The 25,192-nt window shown below is 38.1% G+C and carries 25 protein-coding genes; 12 read left to right on the forward strand and 13 right to left on the reverse strand.

What is annotated here, in order from left to right; all coding sequences use genetic code 11:
• Positions 1–373 precede the first annotated feature (373 nt).
• The 4 genes from HMJ38_RS14325 to HMJ38_RS14340 form a co-directional block, all read right to left on the reverse strand.
• Complete coding sequence (locus HMJ38_RS14325) at positions 374–553, reverse strand: Lacal_2735 family protein (protein WP_194975100.1); 180 nt, start codon at positions 551–553, stop codon at positions 374–376.
• A gap of 49 nt (positions 554–602) precedes the next feature.
• Positions 603–2,186 (reverse strand): toxin-antitoxin system YwqK family antitoxin, encoded by a 1,584-nt coding sequence (locus HMJ38_RS14330; RefSeq protein ID WP_194975101.1) that lies wholly within the window; start codon positions 2,184–2,186, stop codon positions 603–605.
• 85 nt (positions 2,187–2,271) lie between these two features.
• A complete protein-coding gene (locus HMJ38_RS14335; protein WP_194975102.1) occupies positions 2,272–2,820 on the reverse strand; it encodes a hypothetical protein in 549 nt (182 codons plus the stop codon).
• Positions 2,821–2,823: 3 nt separating this feature from the next.
• Entirely contained in the window at positions 2,824–3,822 is a 999-nt protein-coding gene (locus tag HMJ38_RS14340; RefSeq protein ID WP_194975103.1) for a 3-oxoacyl-ACP synthase III family protein, read from the reverse strand.
• 471 nt (positions 3,823–4,293) lie between these two features.
• Between HMJ38_RS14340 and HMJ38_RS14345 the strand changes: the two genes are divergently transcribed.
• From HMJ38_RS14345 to HMJ38_RS14355, 3 genes are all read left to right on the forward strand, one after another.
• Complete coding sequence (locus HMJ38_RS14345; protein ID WP_194975104.1) at positions 4,294–5,391, forward strand: hypothetical protein; 1,098 nt, start codon at positions 4,294–4,296, stop codon at positions 5,389–5,391.
• A 396-nt stretch (positions 5,392–5,787) separates the two neighbouring features.
• Positions 5,788–6,237: a hypothetical protein gene (locus HMJ38_RS14350; protein ID WP_194975105.1), complete on the forward strand. Its 450-nt coding sequence runs from the start codon at positions 5,788–5,790 to the stop codon at positions 6,235–6,237.
• A gap of 199 nt (positions 6,238–6,436) precedes the next feature.
• Entirely contained in the window at positions 6,437–7,867 is a 1,431-nt protein-coding gene (locus HMJ38_RS14355; protein ID WP_194975106.1) for a hypothetical protein, read from the forward strand.
• 36 nt (positions 7,868–7,903) lie between these two features.
• On the opposite strand, the gene HMJ38_RS14360 is transcribed toward HMJ38_RS14355, so the two are convergent.
• Genes HMJ38_RS14360 through HMJ38_RS14370 form a run of 3 tightly spaced genes read right to left on the reverse strand, consistent with a single transcriptional unit; the run spans position 7,904 to position 10,487 of the window.
• Positions 7,904–8,803 (reverse strand): MBL fold metallo-hydrolase, encoded by a 900-nt coding sequence (locus HMJ38_RS14360; protein ID WP_194975107.1) that lies wholly within the window; start codon positions 8,801–8,803, stop codon positions 7,904–7,906.
• Positions 8,803–9,501, reverse strand: a complete 699-nt coding sequence (locus tag HMJ38_RS14365; RefSeq protein ID WP_194975108.1) for an SOS response-associated peptidase — start codon at positions 9,499–9,501, stop codon at positions 8,803–8,805. The genes HMJ38_RS14360 and HMJ38_RS14365 overlap by 1 nt, the downstream gene beginning before the upstream one ends.
• 26 nt (positions 9,502–9,527) lie before the next feature.
• Positions 9,528–10,487 (reverse strand): YheT family hydrolase, encoded by a 960-nt coding sequence (locus tag HMJ38_RS14370; RefSeq protein ID WP_194975109.1) that lies wholly within the window; start codon positions 10,485–10,487, stop codon positions 9,528–9,530.
• Between the two features lie 122 nt (positions 10,488–10,609).
• Between HMJ38_RS14370 and HMJ38_RS14375 the strand changes: the two genes are divergently transcribed.
• The 3 genes from HMJ38_RS14375 to HMJ38_RS25655 all read left to right on the forward strand — a co-directional run bounded on the left by HMJ38_RS14375 (position 10,610) and on the right by HMJ38_RS25655 (position 13,635).
• Positions 10,610–12,310, forward strand: coding sequence for a pyruvate dehydrogenase complex dihydrolipoamide acetyltransferase (locus HMJ38_RS14375; RefSeq protein ID WP_194975110.1), 1,701 nt, complete (start codon positions 10,610–10,612; stop codon positions 12,308–12,310).
• A gap of 351 nt (positions 12,311–12,661) precedes the next feature.
• On the forward strand, positions 12,662–13,204 hold the full coding sequence (gene hslV, locus HMJ38_RS14380; RefSeq protein WP_194975111.1) for an ATP-dependent protease subunit HslV: 543 nt from the start codon (positions 12,662–12,664) through the stop codon (positions 13,202–13,204).
• A gap of 305 nt (positions 13,205–13,509) precedes the next feature.
• Positions 13,510–13,635, forward strand: a complete 126-nt coding sequence (locus HMJ38_RS25655) for an AAA family ATPase (protein WP_317174532.1) — start codon at positions 13,510–13,512, stop codon at positions 13,633–13,635.
• Here the strand turns inward: HMJ38_RS25655 and HMJ38_RS25540 are convergent.
• The 3 genes from HMJ38_RS25540 to HMJ38_RS14395 all read right to left on the reverse strand — a co-directional run bounded on the left by HMJ38_RS25540 (position 13,577) and on the right by HMJ38_RS14395 (position 15,695).
• Positions 13,577–13,708, reverse strand: coding sequence for a hypothetical protein (locus HMJ38_RS25540; protein WP_262892896.1), 132 nt, complete (start codon positions 13,706–13,708; stop codon positions 13,577–13,579). The genes HMJ38_RS25655 and HMJ38_RS25540 overlap by 59 nt on opposite strands.
• Positions 13,705–14,835, reverse strand: a complete 1,131-nt coding sequence (locus HMJ38_RS14390; protein WP_194975112.1) for a Fic family protein — start codon at positions 14,833–14,835, stop codon at positions 13,705–13,707. Before HMJ38_RS14390 ends, HMJ38_RS25540 begins: the two co-directional genes overlap by 4 nt.
• A gap of 218 nt (positions 14,836–15,053) precedes the next feature.
• On the reverse strand, positions 15,054–15,695 hold the full coding sequence (locus HMJ38_RS14395) for a hypothetical protein (protein WP_194975113.1): 642 nt from the start codon (positions 15,693–15,695) through the stop codon (positions 15,054–15,056).
• 152 nt (positions 15,696–15,847) lie between these two features.
• Here HMJ38_RS14395 and HMJ38_RS14400 point away from each other — a divergent pair, with 152 nt between their 5' ends.
• From HMJ38_RS14400 to HMJ38_RS14420, 5 genes are all read left to right on the forward strand, one after another.
• Complete coding sequence (locus HMJ38_RS14400; RefSeq protein ID WP_194975114.1) at positions 15,848–16,513, forward strand: TetR family transcriptional regulator C-terminal domain-containing protein; 666 nt, start codon at positions 15,848–15,850, stop codon at positions 16,511–16,513.
• 9 nt (positions 16,514–16,522) lie between these two features.
• Positions 16,523–17,842: an ABC1 kinase family protein gene (locus HMJ38_RS14405; RefSeq protein WP_194975115.1), complete on the forward strand. Its 1,320-nt coding sequence runs from the start codon at positions 16,523–16,525 to the stop codon at positions 17,840–17,842.
• Positions 17,843–18,064: 222 nt separating this feature from the next.
• On the forward strand, positions 18,065–18,421 hold the full coding sequence (locus HMJ38_RS14410) for a DoxX family protein (RefSeq protein ID WP_228780060.1): 357 nt from the start codon (positions 18,065–18,067) through the stop codon (positions 18,419–18,421).
• Positions 18,418–18,768 carry a DoxX family protein gene (locus tag HMJ38_RS14415; protein WP_194975116.1) on the forward strand — a complete coding sequence of 117 codons (351 nt, stop codon included), beginning with the start codon at positions 18,418–18,420 and terminating at the stop codon, positions 18,766–18,768. Before HMJ38_RS14410 ends, HMJ38_RS14415 begins: the two co-directional genes overlap by 4 nt.
• A 15-nt stretch (positions 18,769–18,783) precedes the next feature.
• Complete coding sequence (locus tag HMJ38_RS14420) at positions 18,784–19,164, forward strand: helix-turn-helix domain-containing protein (RefSeq protein ID WP_194975117.1); 381 nt, start codon at positions 18,784–18,786, stop codon at positions 19,162–19,164.
• Positions 19,165–19,186: 22 nt separating this feature from the next.
• Here the strand turns inward: HMJ38_RS14420 and HMJ38_RS14425 are convergent, their stop codons facing one another.
• Positions 19,187–21,883, reverse strand: a complete 2,697-nt coding sequence (locus tag HMJ38_RS14425; RefSeq protein WP_194975118.1) for a DUF7133 domain-containing protein — start codon at positions 21,881–21,883, stop codon at positions 19,187–19,189.
• Between the two features lie 246 nt (positions 21,884–22,129).
• Between HMJ38_RS14425 and HMJ38_RS14430 the strand changes: the two genes are divergently transcribed.
• Positions 22,130–23,335, forward strand: coding sequence for a glycoside hydrolase family 18 protein (locus HMJ38_RS14430; RefSeq protein WP_228780061.1), 1,206 nt, complete (start codon positions 22,130–22,132; stop codon positions 23,333–23,335).
• A gap of 171 nt (positions 23,336–23,506) precedes the next feature.
• Here HMJ38_RS14430 and HMJ38_RS14435 read toward each other — a convergent pair whose 3' ends face one another.
• Both HMJ38_RS14435 and HMJ38_RS14440 read right to left on the reverse strand, forming a co-directional pair.
• Positions 23,507–23,683 (reverse strand): hypothetical protein, encoded by a 177-nt coding sequence (locus HMJ38_RS14435; protein WP_228780062.1) that lies wholly within the window; start codon positions 23,681–23,683, stop codon positions 23,507–23,509.
• A complete protein-coding gene (locus tag HMJ38_RS14440) occupies positions 23,670–24,803 on the reverse strand; it encodes a PQQ-dependent sugar dehydrogenase (protein WP_194975121.1) in 1,134 nt (377 codons plus the stop codon). Before HMJ38_RS14440 ends, HMJ38_RS14435 begins: the two co-directional genes overlap by 14 nt.
• Between the last annotated feature and the right edge of the window lie 389 nt (positions 24,804–25,192).

The raw sequence follows: 25,192 nt of genomic DNA on the forward strand, positions 1-25,192 counted from the left end.
TAATTACATTTAATGTAAAAATAATATAATATGTGTTTACACGATTAAATGGTTTTTACCACATTTCCTTTGTTCCTGAAAGTAGGAAGTTTGAAAGAGGAAATGTCAATGAATGAAAGATGAGGGCGAATTGAAAAAAACAGGAAGTAGGAAGGTGTTCTCAGGGCAAGAAAATAGAAGGGGAGGTAATTGGGAAAGAGATTGTGGAGGAGATAGGGGAGAGCAAGGATAAGGGGTGAGTATTGAACATTCTAATTAGCGCAAGGAAGGTGATTTGAACCAACATTTAATAGGATTTAAGATCACTCGATCTTTTTTAGTGAAAAATAATTGGATGACTTTTGAAAAGTAGAATGTAAAAAAAATCCGGTGGTCAGTTTCCGGATTTATTTTTTAGGGCATCAATTTTTTTAGCAATTTCTTCGGCTTCAGCCATCAGTCTATCCGCTTCAGTTCTGTTGCTGTGAGAAACTTTGTGTGCTTTTGAAAGCATAGAGGAATAAGATTCCTGAAGTTTCTCTATTTCTGATTTTTTCTTAAATAATCCAAACATGTTTTTATTTTTAGAACAAGCCTAGAGATAAAGTGTTTTGAAAAATAAATCAATATTTGAATTGAATGACGTTTGCAGGTTGACTTTCCTCTACAATTTCATCATTTTTAAAGTTGATGATTTGTTCCAATCTTCCACTTAGGTTATAATATTTCCAAGGTCCTTCTTTTTTTCCATCAACCATTTTTCCTTCAGAGGCTTTTCTGCCATTTTCATGGTAGTATGTCCATGTTCCTTCAGGTTTTCCACTTTTGTAAGTTCCTTCAGACTCTTTAGATCCATCTACGTAATAGGTGATCCTGACGCCATCACCTTCATTTAATGTACCTTTATCCAAGGTCTTTGAACCATCATAAGAAAAATAGTCGCCCACATTGATCAATCTTCCATTGCTCCAAAATTCTTCTTGGGTCAGTTGCTTATTGTCATAGAACAATCCCCAAGTTCCATCTTCAAAACCCAGAAAATAACTACCCACCGATTTCAATTGGCCTCCGTCATAATAATAAAACCATTGTCCGTTTTCAGATCCAAGGGTGTATTCTCCTTCCGCAATGAGAATTCCGATTTTATTAAAATATTTCCAAAGTCCGGATTTAAGATCGTTTTTGTATTCACCTATAGAATAGATTTTTCCTTCGGGAAAGAAGCTTTTCCAAAGACCATCTTTAGCGCCATTGGTATATTGTCCTTGGACGGAGGGGTTGCCATTGGAATGGAATTCTAGGTATTCCCCAATCGGTAAGCCAAGCTCATAAGTCTTTCTTTTGGATAATGATCGGTTAGGATAAAATTCCTCCCAAGTACCTACCGGCAAATCATTTTCATATTTTTCTGATCTGGCAAGTCTTTTGTTTTCATAAAAATATTTCCACTGTCCTGTTTTAATGCCATTATCAGTATAATATTTTTCTGACTCCACTGTTTTGGTACCAGGAAAGAACGTAGTCCATTTCCCTACTTTTCTCCCATCTGCAAATTCGCCTTTCTCTATCACCATGTTCCCAAAAGTATATCGGGTAAAGGGTCCATGAGGTTTATTGTTTTTATAATTGACCTGTACCATCAATTCACCCCCTATAGCGTATTCGACATAAGGACCCTCTATGTTATCATTATTAAAATTCCGAACCACTGCCAAATCCCCATTGTTGTAAAAAGTGACCCATTTTCCATGTTTTTTTCCATTGAGGTATTGTCCTTCTATCTTAACCTGACGGGGATTAAAATATTCCGGTTGATTTACCCTGCCATAATACTCTTTGTAGGGACCAACAGGGATACTGTCATTGAATACCATTTCAATTATTTGGGCACCTGATTGGTCATATTCTTTGTAAATACCGGTGAGTTTATTGTCCCTATATTCAGCCTCAACATTACGGTTGTTGTTGGAAAAAAACTTTACGGCCAAACCTTCCCTTTTACCATTAGAAAAGTTAATAGTTTGAACCAAAGTATTGGTTCGAGGATTTTGAAATTTCCAAAGACCTTCCATTGCTCCGTTTCTCAAAACCCCAATGCCTACCAAAGTCGAATCGGCATTGTAAAGGGATACCATATTGGTATTGTTTTGGGCAAATGTTGCAAAACTAAGGATTTGGAAAACGATTAATCCAAAAATATATTTCATAAAGCGAGATTTCTGGTTGTAGTAAATAACGAGATGCTGTTAAGGTCGGTTCTAAATTAGCTTAATTTGTGAAATAAGGAAAGTTTTAGTAATGATTATCAAAGATAAATGTAATTTCTTTTTTTAAAATAGAATATGTTTTTTGAAAGTCCCTGTATGGTTCTAGTCTTTTGTAAATTTGAATGAAATCTGATGTAGGGTTTATATGCCCAATTTTTTTGGAAGGAGTCTTACGAATGATTTTTTTATAATCCCATGGAGATTTTTGGTCGGAAACCACATAATGTTTTAACATTCGGTCGATAGAATCTTTCATTATGATAGAAGTGTTTTTTCCATATAAAACGAAAATATAAAGTCCGTTTCCCCACCAATTTAAGATTCTGATATTAAAGGCAGTTTCAAGATTGAAATCCCTGACAATATCAAGAACCTGATAGGGACAATCGTCTAGTCTGTAACCATTTGTGATTTTAGTGCCTTTGGAAGACCCATGTATCAAAGAGAGTTCTTGTTGTGGTAATTCACCGGCGAGTTGCTCAAAAAGTTGTATATATAAATCTGTTTGTTCTTTGATTCGATGGTAAAGGACAGGGTCGAAAATTAGGTCAAGGTCAAAATTTGATTCAGGCATTTTCTACCAATTCAATAATGCAGAGGCCCAAGCAAAACCACTTCCAAACGCCGCCAAACAAACCAAATCCCCTTCCTTTATTCGGCCTTGTTCCCAAGCCTGACTTAATGCAATAGGTATGGTTCCTGCTGTGGTATTTCCCAAATACATGATGTTATTGAAAACTTTTTCGTCAGGTAGCCCCATTTTTTGTTGGATATAGTTGCTGATTCTCAGGTTAGCCTGATGTGGTACCAATAAATCAATTTCAGATTTATCTTTACCGTTAGCTTTCAAAGCTTCGTCTATGACTTCCTGAAATCTGACAATGGCATGTTTGAAAACCGCATTTCCGTTCATTTTGAGGAAGAAGTCTCCTCTCTCTATGAGTTCAGCAGAAACTCTCACCTTATTGCTACTGCTTGGTGCAATGCAATATAATTCTTCTGCATGCGCACCGTCGGCATGAAGGTGGGTAGAAAGAATTCCCGGTTCATCAGCCTCTACAGCACTCAATACAGCGGCCCCGGCACCGTCAGCAAATATGACTGCGCTCGATCGGCCTTCGTCACTTTTGTCCAAAGCAGAAGATTGGATCTCTGCACCAACTACAAGTATATTTTTGTACATGCCTGTTTTGATAAACTGATCTGCTACCGACAAGGCATAGATGAATCCTGAGCAGGCATTTCTGATATCAAGGGCGCCAATACCGTTCATTCCCAATTCTCTTTGTAGCAGTACGCCATTTCCAGGTAAAAAATAATCGGAAGTGATGGTGGCAAAAACTATAAAATCAATGTCTTTGGCTAACAAGCCGGCTCTTTCCAAAGCCATCTTGGAAGCGGTCACTGACATACTGGTTACTGTATCTTTTCCAGGCGTAAACCATCTTCTTTCATGAATCCCCGTCCTCTCTACAATCCAATCATCATTGGTGTTCATGATTGTAGAGAGGTATTCATTGGTGATGATGTTCTCAGGAACATAATGTCCTACACCGATTATTCTGGATTTTTTCATATATGGTTTGTTTTGGGCAAGTATTATATATTAAAGATTCATTACTACAAATTTCAACTTTCTTTTCTAAATCCTTTAAGAATAATGATAAATGGTTTATCCCAAACAAATTAATTCTATACTTATTAATTGTGAGTATAAATTTTTAACAAGTTCATTTTAAGAAAAATGAACCTTTTAATAAATATTTAATAATCATTATCTATTAATTGTAAAAAAAAACATTAAAAATTAAATATTAAATTATAATAATTATATTTTAATTTAATTAATTTTTTTATTTAAACTATTTTTAATCCTTTAAAAGATAATAAATACCTTTTATGTATTTAACATTAAATTATCACATAGTATAGTGGTTGGCTATTTTAGGTAATGTTTTTTTTTATATATTTGAAATATTATTTTAAACACATAAAAAAGTATTTTGTAATTCACTTATTCTTTATTAATTATTTAAATCAAATTATTATGAGAAAGTTTCAATTTCCATTAGTAGCCTTTTTTGTTGGCTTGTTGTTTTTAGTATCCTGTAATCAGGAGGAAGATATCACCCCTCAGGTGAATATAGAGGAGGGTCAAGTTTCCCTCTCAATGGTAAATCTATTATCAAATAGTAAACCTATTAATGCTAGAGTGTTGGATTATAATCCAGCTAGTCCTTTTTGTAGTCCTGAAGCAGAAATTGTTGTGACCAATATTCCTGCTGAACAAAGAAGGATAACATTTATCGCAAAAATTGTTGATTCTGAAGGCGATTTAATTGGCTATAAATTTCGCGCAAGAAATGCAACTAATGCAGCGATAAGCGATGTAGAAGTTAGGCAGGGAGGTAATGTTATTTGGTCCTCTCCTACTTTGGGGGCATTTACAGAAGTTTTCTTTTTGACACCAAGTCCAATTGCAGGTGTAAGCATGTTTTGGGATGGAGGTAGTGTAGGCACTGCATCCACAAATGAAAACGAAACTGTGGCTTGTGAATCAGACCCTTGCGAGTTTGTGTCTTTCGCACACTCTGCTCCTTCTGTATTTGATGTGTATTTTGTTCCTACTGGCGGTGGGGCTACAATTATTGAGGAAAATGTTTCAAGTACTTCAACTTTAGTTTTAACAATTCCTTTGGAAGAATATACTGTTTGGGTAACTAACTTTGATGATGGTTCAGCTGATCCTTACAATAATCTTCCTGACTTCGCTAACGAAATTTTTATGGTTGGAAGCAGTGTTATAGATTACTCTGCTGTGAAAAACGGTACAGTCGTAGTAGAAAACCCTTATGCCGCAGTAATGGTGGCAAATAACTACCAGTTGGATGGGGTTCCCGAATTGGGAGGTAATCCACTTTTATTGGCTTCAGGTGATCAATATTATCTGATTTATACTAAGGCTGATCCTTCATTGACTTTAGCTATCACAGATATCAGAGGAGATGCGCAGGATCAGATTTTAAGTGCAATTGATGCCAATCAACAATACAGATTTCTGTTGTGTCTGGATTCAACTTTGGATATCACAGTAGAATCAGTATTTGATGATTTACCAAATGATGTGATTATCGACGGAAACTAATTTGTCAAAATTCCAAAAAGAAAAGTTCGCCATACGGTGGACTTTTCTTTCTTTTTTTAACCTAAAAAAAACAAAGATATGATATACTTTAAAAAGTGTTCGTGGATTTTTCATTTTGTTGCCATTCTTTTATTGTTCAACATCTCATGTTCTGATGGTTTAGATGAAGATTTAAATGATTTTATTGAAGAAGATACCGAGTTTGGAAAATTAGGACTTGTAATTAATCTCAAAAATTTAATAAATTCTCCAGATCCATTAACTTCCAGAATTTTGGAGGATTTATATTGTCCATCTCCCCAAAAACCGAGTAATAGAATACCAAATCTGTTTAAGGTATTTTTTGTGGAGACCAATAGAAAAGACACTTTGATTTTCGAAAACAGGCGGTTTGGATTGGAAGAATTTGATATTCCTTTTGGTGATTATAAAATCATTGCAACCAATAATAAAAAAATTGAATTGCCGGTCCAATCTCATGAATTATATTTCTATGGGGAATTATCAGTAAAGTACCAAGTATCAGGAATACAAGAAATTGAGGTTCCAATCAAAAATCCATATGCACAAATATTGGTTTCACCTTACTTTTTGAAGCCTGAAACAAACCCGAAATTCAATGGTGAAAATATGTATAAATCAGGTTCTTGGTTTACAACATATTCTATTCCTGATATAAATGACCGTGTAGAAATTGAAAATAAGAATGGTTCAAAGTTGGAATTTAATCCAAAAATTAATGCTGGTGCTACAATGACTTTCCAAACCTGCCTTGATCCTGTCACAGGAGAATTCATTATTCAGCAAGTTATGAGTTTAATGACCTTGGACATTGTTATCAATTAGATCAAATATTTAATTTTAACTATAAAATCAAACATTTCATTAAAAAACAAAAACCATTTATCTTTTCCTGCTATTGCAGAAGGGCTACAAGAATTTCGGTAAATTCTTTTGGGCTGTTTGTGTAGGGTACCAATAATTAAATTGGGGAAATTATTCTAATCATTCAGACAATTTTAAATTCTTCTAAATAACAATAGCAATGAAAACAAACTTCTTGAGGCTAACAGCCTTATTTATAATTTTAATCATATCGAATTCCTGCCAAGAAGAAATCTTGGATTCTCAAACCACTGAAATGGAACAGGAAATTGAGTCTTTAAGTGATGCCTTAACAGGAATCAATGCAAACGCTAGGTTACTTGATGTTTGTCCTACAGTTGATGAGGACAGATTTATATCCTTAAGCCACCTACATAATCAAGCCAGAATTACAACAAAAGGAGTTACAAATTTTGCGGATCAGTTATATACAGCATCGGGTGGTTCAATCGTGAATGCTGGACCATTGAGATTTACTTCTTCAGGGGACAAAGTGGAAATTGGTGGTGGAGAGGGTTTTGGAGTAACAACCCCAACTATTGATTTTAATACTTCTAAAAAGAAATTCATTAATAACAATGAAACTTTGGTCATTCAAACTGTTGGTACTACAGATCAAATAATTAAAGCAAGCCTTACCTTTAGAGGAACAGGGGATCCGGATGATTTGGTAGTGGTAAAAGCTTCTAGAGGTAATAAATGTCTTGGTGAAACCATTGTGGATCTTTCTTCATCCAATTCTGTCGAGCTTTGTTTTTCAGAGTCTTTTACCAAACTTGAAATCACGGCAGGACCGAATACAAATGGAGTTCAATTGGCTCAAGGAACCAAGTTTTTTGTTGGAGCCTTCGCAATCAATGAATATCAACTTTGTAGTGATGAAATTTCTTGGGTTCAAGGTGCTTTGAATAGGCAAAACCAGAATTTCCCAGGCGAAACAGTTTCTACCGAAGTTTGTTGGCATATTGAGTATAAAAATAATGACTGCAACAATTCGGGAAGTGTAAATAGGTATTATTTGAGAAGAAAAGATACTGGTGAAGTATTAGCAGGAGTTGCTGGCAATAATCAATTAAGAGAACCCAATAGAATTTTCGCATATCAAAAAGGCGGGAATAATACTGCTTGGGGACTGAATGTTCCTTTTGTTTTATTAAGAAAATACCATGCAGGAAATTATAGGCCGGCTATTGCTACACCGAATTTTACTTTTGGTTATCCTAATAAATTGAATCAATTTACTTTCATAAGTCCTACCAATGGAGTGTCCACTTGGACAGACTCTGAGACAGGAGATATTTGGGAAGCGAGGCAAGGTGATAAAAATGGTGGAAATTTGGCAAGAGTATATATTTATAAAAACGGCAGTCAAGTTCAAAGAACAAATGGTGCTGGAGAAAATGGTTCATTGCAAGGTTTTGCAGTTTTAACCGTTAGGACGGCGATAGTAGACAATTCAGGGAAAATTGAAAATGTTTATGACAAAGTGGCATTTGCTTTGATCCAGCATTACAATAAAGGTTTAACTCTTCAAACAAGGATTGGTGATGGTTGGTATATGGCACCCATTCAGCAACAGATTGTGTTTTAAAAAATAAAAACCGGGCTTTAAGCCCGGTTTTTATTTTTATATCCTTCCTTGACTTTTCAGCTTCCAATACCTATACAATCCGGCCACTGACATCCAGCTTGGATTGGCATATTCGTAGACTTTGATCAATGCATCATCACAGCCCTCCCGGGTCAAGTGAACTTTGGTGTATTCCATAAAAAGGGGGATGACTTCTTTTTGCTCTCTGTTTGCATCGAAATGGGGTTTGATCCATTTACTCCAATCGTGCAGCATGTAGCAAAGATTGTCCAAGTGCTCGTTGACATTATTGATAATTCCAAAATGCGTCAAAAAAAGGCATTCCGGTTTTTCTGCTTTCAGAATAGCCAATGAAACTTCCCAATCCCCGATGTTGATATCAGGTGGTGGGCAAGGGGGTACAGCAGGACCACCATTGATTTTAACACCGGCCACATCACCAGTGAAAATCACATTTCCCATTTTCCATGCAATGTGGTGGGTGGCATGACCGGGAGTATGTAAAGCTTTGAATTTGATATTTCCAAACTCCAATTCCTCCTCGTGTTGGACTTCAATGATCTGATCTGCAGGAATAGGTTTCATTTCTCCCCAAAGCCTTTCCATTTCGTTACCATAAATCTGCTTAGCAGAGTTCCATAGCTTTTCCGGTGAAGCTAAATGTGGAGCCCCAACTGGATGAACATATATTTTTGCCCCTGTTTCGGCAAGTTTCCAAGCCGCACCCGCATGGTCAAAATGTATATGCGTAAGAAGAATATGCTTTATTTCCTCCAATTGATATCCATTCCTTTCTACCCCCTCTTTCAATTGCTCAAAGGTGCTTTCCGGGCCGGTTTCGACCAACACAGGGCCATGAGAAGTTTCCACCAAAAAACTCGCAATGGCTTCATTGGTATCCAAAAATTTAAGGTCAATAATTGCAATGTTCTCCATTATCCGAATAAAGTATAATTTCCAAATTGATCCATGGGAGATGTTTTTCTGATGATTGCAGGACTATCATTCCCCACGCTATTAACCAACGGGGAAACTGTATAACTGATCATTTCATTGGCAGAATAAGTTTCTAATAACTTGATAAGATCTTCTTCTTTGCTGTATTTGTCAAGCCATTTTTTTTCATCATCCCGTTTTAAAATGACAGGCATTCTATCGTGGATTTCAGATACTAAGCTATTGGGAGATGTGGTCAGTATCAGGAAAGTATGCTTATTTTCTCCCTTTTCATTTTCATATTCTTCCCATATCCCTGCAAAAGCAAAGGGTTCCTCGTTGGCAAGTGTGAAACGGTAAGGTGTTTTGGTTTTTTTACCTATTTTTTTCCATTCGAAAAATCCATCTGCTGGAATCAAACATCTTCTTTTTTGGAAAGAAGTCTTGAAGGAGATTTTTTCATTGACACTTTCCGCTTTGGCATTGATGAATTTTTGGGAAACGGGTTTATTCTTTGCAAAATCAGGTGTAATTCCCCAATAGAAATAAGAGAAACCCTTTGGGCTGTCTGATGTAATCACAGGGACCAATTGCGTTGGTGCGATGTTGTATCTTGGTTTGAAGTCCGAAAGCATTTCTGCCTGAAATCTTTCTTCCAGTTCAATTTTACTTTTACTTAATGAATATCTTCCGCACATGGGATGAATTATGGTTTTTTTGAAAATTACAGATCTCCGGTGATAAATTCAAATGCTCTTTTTTCAGACCAATAGATATCTTCCCTTTTTCTTGGACTGAATCCAACATGTCCGCCGTATTTTGGAAATTCCATCCAGACATCATCCAGTTTGCGAGCAAATTTAACAGGGAAACACTTATCACTTAAAAAAGGGTCGTTTTGGGCATTTAGAACTAAGGCAGGAACATTGATGCCTTCAAGGAAATACAGAGAAGAATTTTGCTCGTAATAATCATGTGCATCTTCAAATCCATGCAAGGGACCGGTAAAGTGGTCATCAAAATCCTGTAAAGTCTTTATTTTGCGTAAAGTCCCGACCGGAATTTCATCAGGAAAAAAGACTGCTTTTTTGGCGACTTTTTCTTTTAATGTTTTGAGAAAGCGTTTGGCATAAAGAATGTTTTCCCCTTTCGATATCTGAATAGAAGAACTTTCCAAATGGAGAGGAACCGAGATGGCTACTCCTTTTCGGATTTTGGGATTTCTTTCTCTTTTTTCACCAAGATATTTCAATGTCAGGTTTCCTCCGAGACTGAACCCTATCAAATAGATGGAGTCGTAATTATTTGCGGCATGGTGAACAACGAAATCAAGATCATAAGTAGCTCCAGAATGGTAAAAAATGGGCTTTCTATTGATTTCTTCCGAGCATCCTCTGAAGTTCCAATTGAGCACATCAAAACCATTGACGTAAAATTGTCGGGCCATACCGGACATGTAAGGACGTTGGCTATTCCCCTCCAATCCATGGCTGATGATCACAAGATTTTTGGATCCCTGCCTTAGCCAGTCCAGGTCCAAAAAGTCACCATCAGGTGTGTTAACCCTTTCTCTTTCAAATGGTAGGGTAAAAGGATTTCTAAAAAGACTGGGAACAATTGTTTGCAAATGGCCATTAAAAAGCCATTTTGGGTAATCGTAATCAGTTTTTTTTATCAAAGGCATTTTAATACAAAAAGGGACTTTAGGAATTTTACAATCCTGAAATTACTACTATTAAATTTGAATAAAGATATTTTAAGAACTATTTTTGACCTGCTTAAATTTTGAATAGGATATAAAAGCTTATGGCCGAAATAATACGAATGCCCAAAATGAGCGATACCATGGAAGAAGGGGTTATCGCAGCGTGGTTGAAGAAAGTTGGTGATGCAGTCAAACCAGGAGACATTCTAGCCGAAGTGGAGACCGATAAGGCTACCATGGAATTGGAATCTTATGAGGAAGGAACTCTACTGCACATTGGCGTTGAAGAGAAAGGCGCTGTACCTGTGAATGGGGTGATTGCTATTATTGGAGAAAAAGGTGAAAATATTGATGATTTGCTCAAGGAAATAGAAGGAGGGGGTGCCTCTGCGTCAAAGGACAAAGAAGAAGGTAAGAAGGAAGAGAAATCCGAAGATAAGGAGGAACCCAAAAAGGAAGAATCCAAAAAAGAAGAACCTAAAAAGGAAAATCCTACTGTAGAGGAAGTTGACACATCTGATATCAATGCCACATTGATCACCATGCCCAAAATGAGTGATACCATGGCAGAAGGTACGATAGCTGCATGGTTGAAAAAAGTAGGTGATGAAATCAAATCAGGTGATATCATTGCAGAAGTGGAGACGGATAAGGCTACCATGGAATTGGAGTCTTATGAAGATGGTACTTTGCTCTACATCGGTGTAGAAGAAGGTGACTCTGTGGAAATCGATGGAGTGATTGCCATTATTGGTGAAAAAGGTGCTGATTATGAGAAATTATTAAAAGCCCAAAAATCAAAAGGAAGTAAATCTGAAGCCCCTCAGCAAGAGGTGAAAAAGGAAGATAAGGAAGACGCTAAAGAAGAAAGTAAAACTGAGGAATCTGAGGCACCTGAAAAAACAGCTTCTACTTCTTCTGAAAACGGAAGGTTAAAAGCTTCTCCTTTGGCCAAAAAAATGGCTGAAGAAAAAGGCTTTGATATTTCCTTGGTAAAAGGTTCGGGCGAAGGTGGAAGAATTGTGAAACGTGATGTGGAAACTTTTGACCCTGCAAGTGTTAAACCAGCGGCCAAAGAAAGTTCAGCAGCACCAGCTACATCTGCGCCTGCTCTTGGACAGGAATCCTACAAGGAGGAAAAAGTGTCCCAAATGCGTAAGGTGATTGCCAAAAGGCTTGCTGAAAGTAAGTTTCAGGCGCCGCACTTCTACTTGACCATGGAGATCAACATGGACAAAGCTATCGAGGCCAGAAACAGCATGAACGAGATTTCCCCTGTAAAAATCTCCTTCAATGACATGGTGATCAAAGCATCTGCAGCGGCACTTCGTCAAAATCCTAAGGTAAATTCATCCTGGTTGGGAGATAAAATCAGATACAATGAGCATATCCATATAGGAATGGCAGTGGCAGTAGAGGAGGGTCTTTTGGTTCCTGTTATCCGCTTTGCTGACAGCAAGTCTTTGTCCCAGATTTCCAATGAAGCCAAAACTTTGGGTGGAAAAGCCAAAAACAAGGAATTGCAACCAAAGGATTGGGAAGGAAATACCTTTACCATTTCTAATTTGGGAATGTTTGGCATCGAGGAATTCACAGCTATTATCAATCCGCCTGATGCCTGTATATTGGCAGTAGGAGGGATTAAGGAGACGGTCATTGTGAAAAACGGTCAGATGCAGATAGGGAATGTCATGAAAGTAACCATGTCATGTGACCACAGAGTGGTAGATGGCGCAGTAGGTTCAGCCTTCCTAAAGACCCTCAAAGGTTTATTGGAAGATCCGGTCAGAATCTTGATCTGATCCTGAAAAATAAAATATGCCAAAAAGTCCTGTTTATTCAGGACTTTTTGGTTTTGTATGGTTATTGAAAGAAAATTATTTCTTGAAATATAGTAGAAATATACTTCGTGAAATAAAATAGAAATATGCTTCGCGAGAGATGGTGGAAATAAGTTTCGCTAAACATTTCGCAAAAGATAGCAATGAATCTGGTTGTTGGTTGAAAATTCAAATGCCAGTTTAATATCTCTACTTATATCTATTTTATTTCGCCGTAGGCATATTTCAATTTATTTCATCTAATATCTCAAATCTCACGCCTGCCTGCTGATAGGGAGGTCTTATGTCTCAAATCTCATGTCTTAATTAAATATGGAAAAAATAAAATCAACTACCGTAGTCGCCATCAAACACAATGGAGAAGTAGTCATCGGTGCCGATGGACAGGCTACTTTAGGTAACACCATTGCCAAAAGCACGGTCAATAAAATCAGGAAATTGCAGGGCGGAAAAATCGTGACAGGTTTCGCGGGTTCTACTGCAGACGCCTTCACCTTACTCGAAAAGTTTGAGGAAAAGATGGGTGCCTATGGCAACAATATGAAAAGGGCAGCGGTGGAATTGGCCAAAGAATGGCGAACAGACCGGATGCTGAGCAAATTGGAAGCCATGATGATCGTGGCCGACAGCAATGATATCCTGATCATTTCCGGAACAGGGGATGTGATCGAACCGGATTTGGAAATTGCTACCATAGGTTCAGGAAGCATGTATGCACAATCAGCCGCAAGGGCATTGAAAAAGTATGCTCCCCAACTATCTGCTGAGGAAATGGTAAGGGAAAGTCTGGGTATTGCCGCAGATGTTTGTATTTATACCAACCATAATTTGGTGGTTGAGAAAGTGGAGAAATAGGAGAGGGATTATTTTATCAGCTTGTCTTCAAGTTAGGTTAGTTTTCTATTTAATTGGCTGGAAGACAGAAGACGAAAGAAACCAAATTTGGAACCTAATGAAATAGCAGGGTTATATCCTTCTAAATTTTACCATAGGCGAGAATCATCTAATAGACCTTTTAGCAAGCAATTGTTCGGAAGGTCTTTTTTTGTTCATTCCCCATCTATTTATGCAAAATGAAAATATATTACCTTTATCGAATGATATACAGGCCTTTATCTGAATAAATAAGCACGGCATTGAGCCATTACCCCATCATTGGATTGACAGGGCCGAGACAATCTGGTAAAACAACTTTGCTAAAAGATATTTTCCCTGATTTTAACTATATCAACTTTGAAAATTTAGACACAAGGGAATTTGCTCTTCAAAAGCATCTCGTTTTTTAGAACCAATTTTTCCATATTTAATGTCTAATAACTCATCAAAGTTTTTGGCATTTTTGATATTCTCTTTATTCATGATCTTTCCTTTAATTCATAACTGGTACTTCTTCCTCCTGCAGCTTCTTTTTGCAGGATGTTTTTGTCTATCAGATCATTGATATCCCTTAGCGCAGTATCTTTCGAACATTTTGCAATCTTTGCCCATTTGGATGAAGTGAGTTTACCCTCAAAGCCATCCAACAGCTTGTTCAACAGTTTCTTTTGCCTTTCATTTATCAAAACTCCAGTATGCTCGGTCCAAAAATCTGCTTTGAATAGAACCCTGTTTAATAAGGAATCTGTGGATTTTAAAGTATTTATCAGACAAGTCAAAAACCATTGGATCCATTCCGTAATATCAAGATTTCCTTTTTGTGTCTTTTCCAGTATTTCATAGTATGCTGTTCTTTCTATTCTGATTTGTGCCGACATGCTGTAAAAACGTTGGTTGCTTTTATCCGATTGGGCCAATAACATATCTGTCAATGCCCTGGTTATCCTGCCATTTCCATCTTCGAATGGATATATGGTGACAAACCATAAGTGGGCTAAAGCAGCTTTGATTACTAAATCAACTTTTAAATTATTGTTAAACCAATCTAAAAACTGATGCATCTCTTTTTCAACCAATATGGAATCTGGCGCTTGAAAATGAACTTTTTCCTTTCCCACCTGCCTGTCCGGTAGGTAGGAAGCCCCAGAAACAACCTGCATGGGTCCGGTTGTATCTTTTCGCCAATCGGCAACTGTAATCTTGTACATGCCGCTTCTTCCTGTTGGGAATAATGCCGCATGCCAATCAAAAAGTCTTTCGGTGGTTAAGGGTTTAAAGCAATTTTGTGTTGCATCCACCATCATTTCAACCACACCGTCAACATTTCTGTCTGACTCCACTGAACCTGCAATTTCCATCCCCAATCTACGGGCGATTGAGGAACGAACTTGTTCAGGATTTAAATATTCTCCCTCTATTTCTGAGGATTTAAGTACATCAAGCGTTAAAGTATCCAATATGGCTTCATTCCTTAGGTCGAATCCAAGAGATTCCATCTTCCCAAGGAGTCTTCCTTGCAGATTTCTCGCCTCACTTAATAAATTAACTATTTCATCAATATTCCAGGTGAAATGAGGCCAATTGGTTAGTTGATGAATAAAAGTTCCCATTCGCAGTATGATTTGCAACGAATATCCGTGTTATTCGTCGCATTGCAAAATTAATCGTTGCGTAATTTGCGTTGATTAAGGGAGCTATTCGTTGCATAATTGGTTTTTTTATGCTTGCTCCCTAACATTAAGTGCATTAAACACAATCTGCGTAGAAAAAGTAGTCCAAATAAAATTGTCTTTAAGGAAACATTTAAAAACATGGTTATTACCAGAATTTAATACCTATTTAATGCTTTTTCAATTTCTTGTTTTTCTAATTGATTGAAATAATAACTAGAGATTTCAAAGTCTTTTGAAACCGGATATTTACCATTGAGCTTGGATTTTGATTTCGAATAGTAGTCTATGGTTTGATATCTAATTTGATTTTCTTTTAACGATTCTATTGCTTGTGAGATTGATTCATTTGTCCACCTGTTATCCAGATAATGCTGAAAATCAAATTGATATTCAGGATTTGATCCTAAAATTCGAATTTTAGATTTGTTTAAAGTATAAGTGACCTTTGAAGGCACTTCACACTCTAAGCCATTTTCCGGATTTCCATTATGGTCGAGGTTGAATTGAATAATTGTTGTGTCGTTAGGATATTCAAATTTTATCCAGGGTACGAGATAGCATAGACGGTTTGTTATAATTTTATTTTTTTCAAAAAATTTCAATTCGATTACTCGCCCTTTGCAGTCAATGGTCTCAATTAAAAAGTAATTTGGCAAATTTGTTTCAGAAATATTCCATTCGACTATTGATAAATCTGACGCTGTTGGTTCAAATTCGTGATATATTTCTTTCTTTCCAGAACAATTGACAAAAGTACATATCAAGATAAGTATTGGAATATGATTCAGAGTTTTCATTTGTATGGAAGGTAATAGTTCTCTTTCCTAAATAATTACCAAAACATTTTCTATAAAACTAAACCATTTTTCAATAATCCAACCCAATTTATCCCACTTTTCTAAACTTCATATCCCTTTTCTAGGTTATGCCTTTAGTAAACAATACCAACATGGAAAAAGCAAAGCCAAATAAAACTACCAAAGTAGATCATAGGTCAAAAATAATAGCCGGATACGTCGAACATGTCTTGGAACATGGCAAACAACCTGCCTCGGTGTTTAAGTTTGCAAAGGCACTTAAAATGAACGAAGAGGAATTCTATAACTATTTCACCTCTTTCGAAGCCATCAAATCAGCCGTTTGGTCAAAGCTATTTGAGGACACCATCAATAACCTTGAATCACAGGAAGTTTTCAAAGAATACAGTGCCAGGGAAAAACTACTCGGATTTCTTTTTACCCTTGTGGAAGAGCTGAAGAAAAACCGTTCTTATTTACTTTCTCTCTATGGGGAGAAGAAAAATATGAAAAGTCTTCTACCTACGGAGGTAAAAATTTTCAGAAGCAAATTTAAGGATTTTGCAAATGAAATCATTTTGGAAGGCAAAGAGACAGAGGAAATTGCCAGCAGACCGGTGATTTCAGACCGATACGATGAGGCGCTTTGGCTGCAGGTTTGGTTTGTATTTCAATTTTGGTTGAAAGATACTTCTCCTGCCTTCGAGAAAACCGATGCGGCGATTGAAAAATCCGTAAACTTAGCCTTTGACCTGATGGGAAAAAGCGCATTGGATACCTTTATTGATTTCGCCAAATTTTTGTACCAGAATAAATAGACTATTTCTATGAGTAATAAAATTAAAGAGCAGCAAAGTATCCCTGTATCCAAAGTTCAGCGGGCTGCCAAATTTATAAGTACAGGTGCAAAAGTTGGTGGTAATTACATGAAGCATTACGCCAAAAAGGTCGTCAATCCTTCCATGACCAATGAACAGCTGCATACTGACAATGCATCTGACATATACAATTCATTGAGTCAGATGAAGGGATCAGCTTTGAAAATAGCTCAAATGATGTCCATGGATAAAAACCTGCTACCAAGAGCATATCAGGACAAGTTTACCATGGCGCAATATTCTGCACCGCCTTTGTCTTATCCTTTGGTTGTAAAGACCTTTCAGAAGAGTTTTGGGAAATCACCGGATCAGATGTTTGACACATTTACACGATCTGCTGTCAATGCGGCATCTATCGGTCAGGTACATCAGGCTACCAAAGACGGAAAGAAATTAGCCATTAAAATCCAGTATCCTGGAGTGGCAGATTCAGTAACTTCTGATTTGAGACTCGTAAGGCCTTTTGCATTGCGCCTGCTCAACATGAATGAAATTGAACTTGACCACTATATGGGTGAGGTTGAAGAACGATTGATTGAAGAAACGGATTATTTGTTGGAAGTACAGCGGTCCAGAGAGATATCTGAGGCATGTGGACATATTCCAAATCTCAAATTTCCGATTTATTACGATGAACTGAGTGCAGATCGTATCATCACCATGGATTGGATTTCGGGAAAACACATCAAAGAATGGATGGACACCAATCCTTCGCAAGAGTCCAGAAACCAAGTTGGTCAGGCTCTTTGGGATTTTTACCACCATCAAGTGCATAATTTAAAGCAAGTACACGCAGATCCTCATCCGGGTAATTTCATCATTCAAGACGGTGATCAATTGGGTATCATTGATTTTGGCTGCGTGAAGGTTATCCCCGAAGATTTTTACCAAGGATATTTCGCACTGATCAAAAAGGAACTGTTGATCAATCAAAAGGATTTGGATCAAATTTTCTATGATTTGGAATTTATCTCTGATAAAGATACTGAGGTTGAAAAGTCCTTTTTTAAAGCAATCTTCACCGAAATGATTTCGCTGTTGGGAAAACCTTTTCATGTTGACAAGTTTGACTTTGCAGATGATGATTTCTTCAATGAGATATTCCAATTGGGAGATAGAATCTCCAATGATAAAATGTTTCGAAAGTCCAGGCAGGCCAGGGGTTCCCGACATGGCCTTTATATCAATAGAACCTATTTTGGTTTGTATAATTTACTCAATCAATTAAAGGCTGAAGTGAATACAACGAAACCTGAATGGATAAAATGATCGGAAAAAAGAAATGGATTTGTCTCTTTTTTTCTTTCACATCATGAAAACTTCTTTGTTAGTACTAAGTTTTGGTAAACCATTCAATTGACGAGATCTATTGATAGATGCATAAATACTTTTTATTCATAATTGATTTATGCATCTTGATAGAAAACTCGGGTATACTTAATATAAGTAGTTTAAAACCAGTAAGTTCGAATGTGGAAAGAAAATTAAAATATGATGATGACAAATTTATCTGTGATTGCGCAACTTATCGTTGCTGTTTCTATTGTAATTGTTTGGGTATTCCGTTTTGAGAATATTGAAAAAGAATTTAAAGAGTATGGGTTAAATACGTTGATGCGTTCGGCTGTGGGGGCTGGTAAAATAGCATTGGCAACATTACTTGTTGCAGGCATTTGGTATCCTTCTTTGGTTCTTATCCCTGCTTTACTCATGGCTTTTCTGATGGTCAGTGCCCAGTATTTTCACTTTAAAGTGAATAATCCTTGGCAGAAACGTATGCCCTCTTTGTTTCTTTTGATTCTATGTCTGTTTATAGCTGCAGTTTCCCTCAATTTAATTCCTGAATGAGTTTATTAATTGGATTGGTGCTATTCTCAAGTTTTTCTTTTTTGATTTATGGGATAGCTTATTTTACATCACCCAAAATGAAAAGTGAATTCATCCGTTTTGGATTAGAAAAATTCGGAACGCTTACAGCTATTCTAGAGATTTTGGGAGGCTTGGGCTTACTCGTTGGTTTGATGTTTAATTTTTTTTTATTGATATCCGCTGGAGGTTTAGCATTATTGATGCTTTTGGGAGTAGGGGCAAGGCTAAGAGTAAAGGATGGATTTTTGGAAATGCTACCAGCTTTGTTGTTTTTTGTTCTCAATTCGTTTATATTTTTTGAATCAATAAAAATTATTGGGGATTAAAAACCTTTAGATTCAATGAAACTTCAAGATACACCCAGACTCAAAATCATCGAAAATGATAAAGAATATGATGAGGCTTTAGAAGCGATCAAAAGTTTGATGGATTCTGGTGTGGCAGAAGAAAATGAAGACTACTTGGAGGTGTTGTCTTTGTTAGTAGAAAAATTTGAAGAGGAAGCTGGGTATAAGCTAGTAGATGAAAATGTAGATGCTGTGGACATTATCAGCTATTATCTTTCGGAACACAGTTTGCCTCAAAAGAGCCTAGTCCCTATTCTTGGACCAGCTAGCAGGGTCTCAGAAATTATGAACAGAAAACGAAAACTCAGCCTAACCCAAATAGAAAATCTTCACAATCAGTTCAAAATTCCTTATGACCTATTGATGAGGCAATGATTGTCAATCGAATCCTTTTTATTTATCTCGAAAACAGCGTCAACCTTTTCATAGACCATTGTTTCTCCCACATACTATTTGCTTCTATTTTTAAATAGGTTGATTTTCCTTGAGCTTTCCAATTCAAGGTATTTATTCCCTGAACACCATTTTTCTGTCCGACTTTGGTCCAGGAAGTTCCATCTTGGGAGATGGAAACGGTATAAGCGATCGGGAATCCATCTTTACCGGAATCAAATTGTACCTCAGTCAGAGACTGGGGCGAAGGCAATTGGACCAAAAACCACATTCCGGGCTCTTGGGCGGATGCTGTTTTCCAACCCTTAAATGAAAATGCATAGGAGGGATCTTTTGTCGATCCCACTCCAGGCAAAGCTGTGCTGCTGGCATCCACTATCCAATTATCCTGAAAGATTAAGGTTTTGGGAATCTCTCCCATCAATTCTTCAAAAGAATAGTTTTCCTTTCTGTTTTCGGTCTCCTTTCTAATTTTGGCTACATATTCAGGAGTAACAAAGATCCCACTGTTTCCGAAGTCATTTCGGATATAGGACAGGGCCGAAGCGATATATTCATCATCATTGGTATTCATGGCAATCATGACCCCTTCATATTCCTTGGAATCGATTGGGCCGGAAAGTCCATGCAACATGACCTTGACAGCATATTCGGGATGGTTCAGGATCCTCGGTGATCCGGAAAAAGGAGGTGCAATTAACCGGCCTTCTCCTGCAGGTGAACCCAAACCTTTGGGACCGTGGCAGGTCGAACAGTAGTTATCATAGATGGATTTTCCTTTGACAAAAAGTGCCAACTCATCTTTTTCAAACCTTGTTTCCGATGCCTTTTTTGCCTCCTCGATTTTCTCCAGCAATTGACTTCCGATTACCTGAATTCCATTCGAGTTGTTTGTTTTCAATGTCTCTTGGATAAGCAAGTCCACTAGATCAATTTTTAACACATGCGCACTAAGAAGTGCCTGTATGGCCACGTCCGGATTGCTGTCCTCTGCTGCTGTCCTATATACTTCCGAAATGCTTTTTTCCCCATACTTATACAAAGTTTCTGCAGCCCTTAACCCTTGGATTCTTATCTTGGGATTGGGGTCTTGGATTAATTTTTTAACCAGATTAGACTTCAGCTCTCCCAGACCTTCCAAGGTCCAAAGGGCATGAATCCTTGCAAGTTCATTGGTAGAACTTTCCGCCATGGTGATCAGGTCAGGCAACACGGATTTGTCTTGACTGAGGACTAGGGTTTGTTGGGCCATATCCCGCCACCATCCATTGGGATGCTCCAAATGCCGGATCAATTCCTTGGCTGATTCTTCATACATCCTTGGTTTTTGGGTATTTCTGGCCATTCCTTCATAGGAAAGTCTCCAAATCCGACCATTACCGACAATATCATCCATCTGATATTGTTGGATTTTTGTACGCAGGTAACTTCCATTTTGTGTCCATTCACCTTCCTGAATAATCCCTCGATACATATCCACGATATAAAGGGTCCCATCCGGTGCAGTAGCCATATCCACCGGCCGGAACAAAGGATCCGTAGATTGGATAAATTCCGAAGCTTCACTGATATATTTATTCTGTAAATAGGTCAACCCTTCCACATTTTCTGACACTACTCTCCTTACAATTCTACCTACGGGTTCACCATAAAGATAATCCCCTATAAGGTCTTTGGGCAACCTATCACCTCTAAAGACATCGTTTCCAGCGGCGCCAGTTACATTTGATAATGATCCGTCAGGTTTTGCTTCCTGCATCCCCGGTTGAAAATCAGCTAAAGTAACAAGACTATAAGGAACCCGGAATCCGTCTTTAAGTGCCCCTTTCACATTAAAATTTCCATAGACGATAGGGAACTGAAAGCCTTGCGGAACACCACCTGCCCCGTCCTGAAAGAAAAGTTTACCATAACTATCTTGGGTTACTCCCCATTGTCCCCATGGATTTCCACTTTCTTCCTGTATCACTCCGGTTGATGTCCACCGGATCCGCTTATTGTTGTATGTACTGTACATCCAATTATCCAAAGCCCATGTCAGGAAACTGGTCTGATGCTCGACATTTCCTGACCTGCCCAATCCCGATGCAAAAAGTTCTTTTTTATCCGCTTTGCCATCCAGGTTGGTGTCTGTATACCGATAGACATGGTCTTCATTGGATTCCATGGATAAAATGCTGTTTGGTCCGAAGGGAACCACATAACGTGGGAAAATCAAACTATCCAAAAAGACAATTCCCGTTTCATAAACCCCATCTCCATCCAAATCTTCCCAACGTGAGATTCGCGAGGTTGGCAACAGCTCCCCTGTTGCATCTAAATCCTGCATGTAAGTCCGGAGTTCCAGGACATACATCCGGCCATTCCCATCAAATTGGATGGCAGCGGGTTCGCGTATCTGTGGTTCAGATAGCACAGGTTCCATAGTAAATCCGGGCTTTAGGACAAAAGATTTCTTTTGTTCATTGGCGGAAACAGGGACTAAAGGAGGTTTGGGGCTAAGGTCTATTCCTTTCCAGGTTTTTGATTCAATATCTGCTCCTTCCGGAATGCTGACAACAGGAAATGGCTTTGATAAACGATTTGGGTCCATGGATTCAGCAGGAGAAACATCAAATGGTGAAGACTGTGGTCCTTGACAGGAATATAAAAGTGTTAGTATTAAAGCAAAATAAAGGGAAACTTCTTTGACTGATTTCATAAAGCAAATACTAAACATAAATTAAAAGCCTTTTCAAATGCTCGATAGAGCAAACAGGGAATATCCGAAAGCGAAAATTCATCATAAATTCAGTTCATGAATTTTGTTTTTCCGGCTTAAATAATCTTCTGCAGGAACTACCATGAAATTTGCTTCGATAAAAATATTTGGTTTTTTCCAATTTTATAATTTTTTTTAAAAAGTATTTCATCATTTTTAAAAAAATTAATCAATACCACAATACTCATGCTCGGCAAATTTCTTTCTTTCTCTGTAATTATTTTAGTTTTCACGCTTTTCTTTGGATGCAATTCTAAGCCAGTCCATGAAAGCAAGACCGAGGCGGATAAAACAGTCATTATGGCTTATTATGTCCCTGAAAGGGAGTATCAGCCCGAGATTATTCCTGTTGAAAAATTGACTCATATTATTTTTTCTTTTACCAAAGTTATTGATGGGGAAATGGCGTTCAGCAAGCAGGAAATTTCTGGCCCAAAGCTTGAAGCTTTGGTCGCGCAAAAAAAGCGGAATCCATCCTTGAAGGTAATGATCGCCTGTGGAGGTTGGGGAGCAGATGGGTTTTCTGATATGGCTTTGACCGATGAGAGTAGAACAAAATTTATTCAAAGTGCAAGGAGTTTCATCGAAAAATACCAATTGGACGGCATGGATATGGACTGGGAATATCCGGGAATTTCAGGTGCAGGAACCAAAGCCAGGCCGGAAGATACCGAGAACTTCACCCAACTGATGAAAGGTCTCAGACAAATGCTCGATACTTTCGATTCACCCAAGATCCTGACCTTTGCTTCTGCCGGATGGGAGCGGTATTATGATTTTATTGAAGTTCATGAAGTTATGAAATATGCCGATTTTATGAATGTCATGACCTATGACCAAGTTTCCGGGGAATCCATTTATACAGGACATCACACTCCTTTAGGAAATGTACCTAGTGAAGACATTGCAGGGACTCCCTTTCAAAAGCATTTGGACAGTCTGTATGCAGCCAAGGAAAATCCGGATAACCATCCCCGATCCGCGGAAAAAATAATCAATTTTCTCCTTAATGAAGGAGTAAAACCTGAGCAATTAGTGATTGGGGCGGCTTTTTATGGGCGTGTATGGAAAGGCGTTCCTCCCGTCAACAATGGTTTATATCAGCTGAGCAATGACATTCAGATTGGTTGGCTAGCCTACGATAAGATTCGCAGCCAATACGAGGCAGACAGCAATTTTCAACGTTTTTGGGATGATAACGCTAAGGCACCGTTTATGTACAATTCCGTAGACAGTCTTTTTATGTCCTACGATGATACTGTCTCTGTTGCGCTCAAAACACGTTATGCCATTCAAAAGGGATTGGGAGGTATCATGTTCTGGCAATTGGGAAATGACACCAAAAGTAAAGGAAGCCTTTTGGATGCAATTTATGCTGAACATCAAAAATAAATTCGTCTATTGATAAAGTTAAGGTCTTAAAGGCCCGGGTATTCATTATTGGGAACAGCCCAATTTTAGATATCCGTGCCTTTCAGGCCCATGAAAATGGACCGATTATTATTCTTTTATGAATGGGCGGTGCCCATTCCTTTGGTATCAAGGCCTTTCAGGCCTATTCCTTCATCCCATACTCACATCCTTCTTAACTGAACACCAATAGTGCCTACTTATTAACACGACATGAAAACTGCCCACTGCCCACTGAAAACTGCCCACTGCCCACTGAACACTGGAAACTGCCCACTGAACACTGGAAACTGCCCACTGAAAACTGCAAACTTCCTCACTTCCCCCCATAACTGATTCTATAAACACAATTGGCCATATCGTCTGAAACGAGCATACTGCCGTCTGGCATCTGCATCACGTCCACAGGTCTTCCCCAGACATCTTGGGTGTCATGATTGAGCCAGCCTTCGGCAAAGACTTCCTCCTTGACCACTTTTTGATTACCGTCCAAGACCACATTGGTAACTTGGTATCCGATTTTCTTGCTTCTGTTCCAAGAACCATGCTTGGCGATGAAAATATTGTTTATGTATTGTGTAGGGAATTGGCTACCTGTGTAAAAGCGCATACCCAATGGCGCCGTATGTGGCCCTAATTTCAAAGCAGGGTCAATATAGGCGGATTTGTCTTTTCCTTTATTACCAAACTCAGGGTCTTTGACATCCCCGGCATGCCAATAAGGATAACCGAAATGCAGTCCTTTTTGAGGCGCACGGTTCAGTTCACAGTCAGGAATATCATCGCCCATCATGTCCCTGCCGTTGTCTGTAAACCAAAGTTCCTTAGTGGTAGGATGCCAGGCAAATCCAACACTGTTTCTGATTCCGTGAGCAAAGATTTCAGGTTTGATATTAGTGGATTTTACGTCAATTCGAGTGATAGTTGCGAAAATTTCTTCTGGGTCACAGATATTACAGGGAGCACCAACCGGTACATAAAGCATTCCATCAGGTCCGAAAGCGATGAATTTCCAACCATGATGTGCTTTATCGGGATATTGGTCATAGACTACTTCGAAGGTAGGTTTGTCAAGGTTGTTATCAATATCCTTAAATCTCAAAATCCTACTAACCTCAGCCACATACAAATCCCCATCTTTAAATGCAACTCCATTTGGCATTCTTAAACCAGAAGCAAGGGTATATTTTTTATCCGCATTTCCGTCGCCATTGGTATCCTTTAAGGCATAGACATTTTTGCCCTGACGGTTTCCTACAAAAACAGTACTCCCATCCGCATTCATAGCCAAGGAACGTGCATCCGGCACATCCTCTGCCCATACCTCGATTTTAAAACCTGCAGGCAGTTTGATGGTTTCCAGTTGGATATAGGATTCTTTCTTTTGGGCATTGCAGGAAAATGCTGCAAGACAAAAAAATATTATGAGAGATATTTGGAGTTTTTTCATGGTGTTAATTTTTAATTATAAACTTTCGGTGAACTGTGAAATGTTAAACCCTTTCAGGGTTTTAGGGAATGTTCATTACTTGATTTCTCCCTCCGGGTTTCAGCCGGGGCAAATAACCTACGGTATTTAATCCCTCCGGGATTTTGAGCAATCCTTGTACTCCTTCTAGCGACTGGATTAACTTTATACTTTTCTGAGAGATTCCTCGTATTTCTATGTGTAAGTCGATCACTCGCTGATGATGAAATTAGGCCATGTCAAACTCGTTCTGAATAATGGACCTTTTTTTACCACTCCCCCGGGATTTTGTATTTGGTACTTTGTTCCAAACTCCCAACTTACCCAACTCCCCACTTCCATCCAATTTACCCAAATTTCCCCTTTTTGAC

The organism is Aquiflexum lacus (assembly GCF_015476655.1).
Classification (GTDB): Bacteria; Bacteroidota; Bacteroidia; order Cytophagales; family Cyclobacteriaceae; genus Aquiflexum; species Aquiflexum lacus.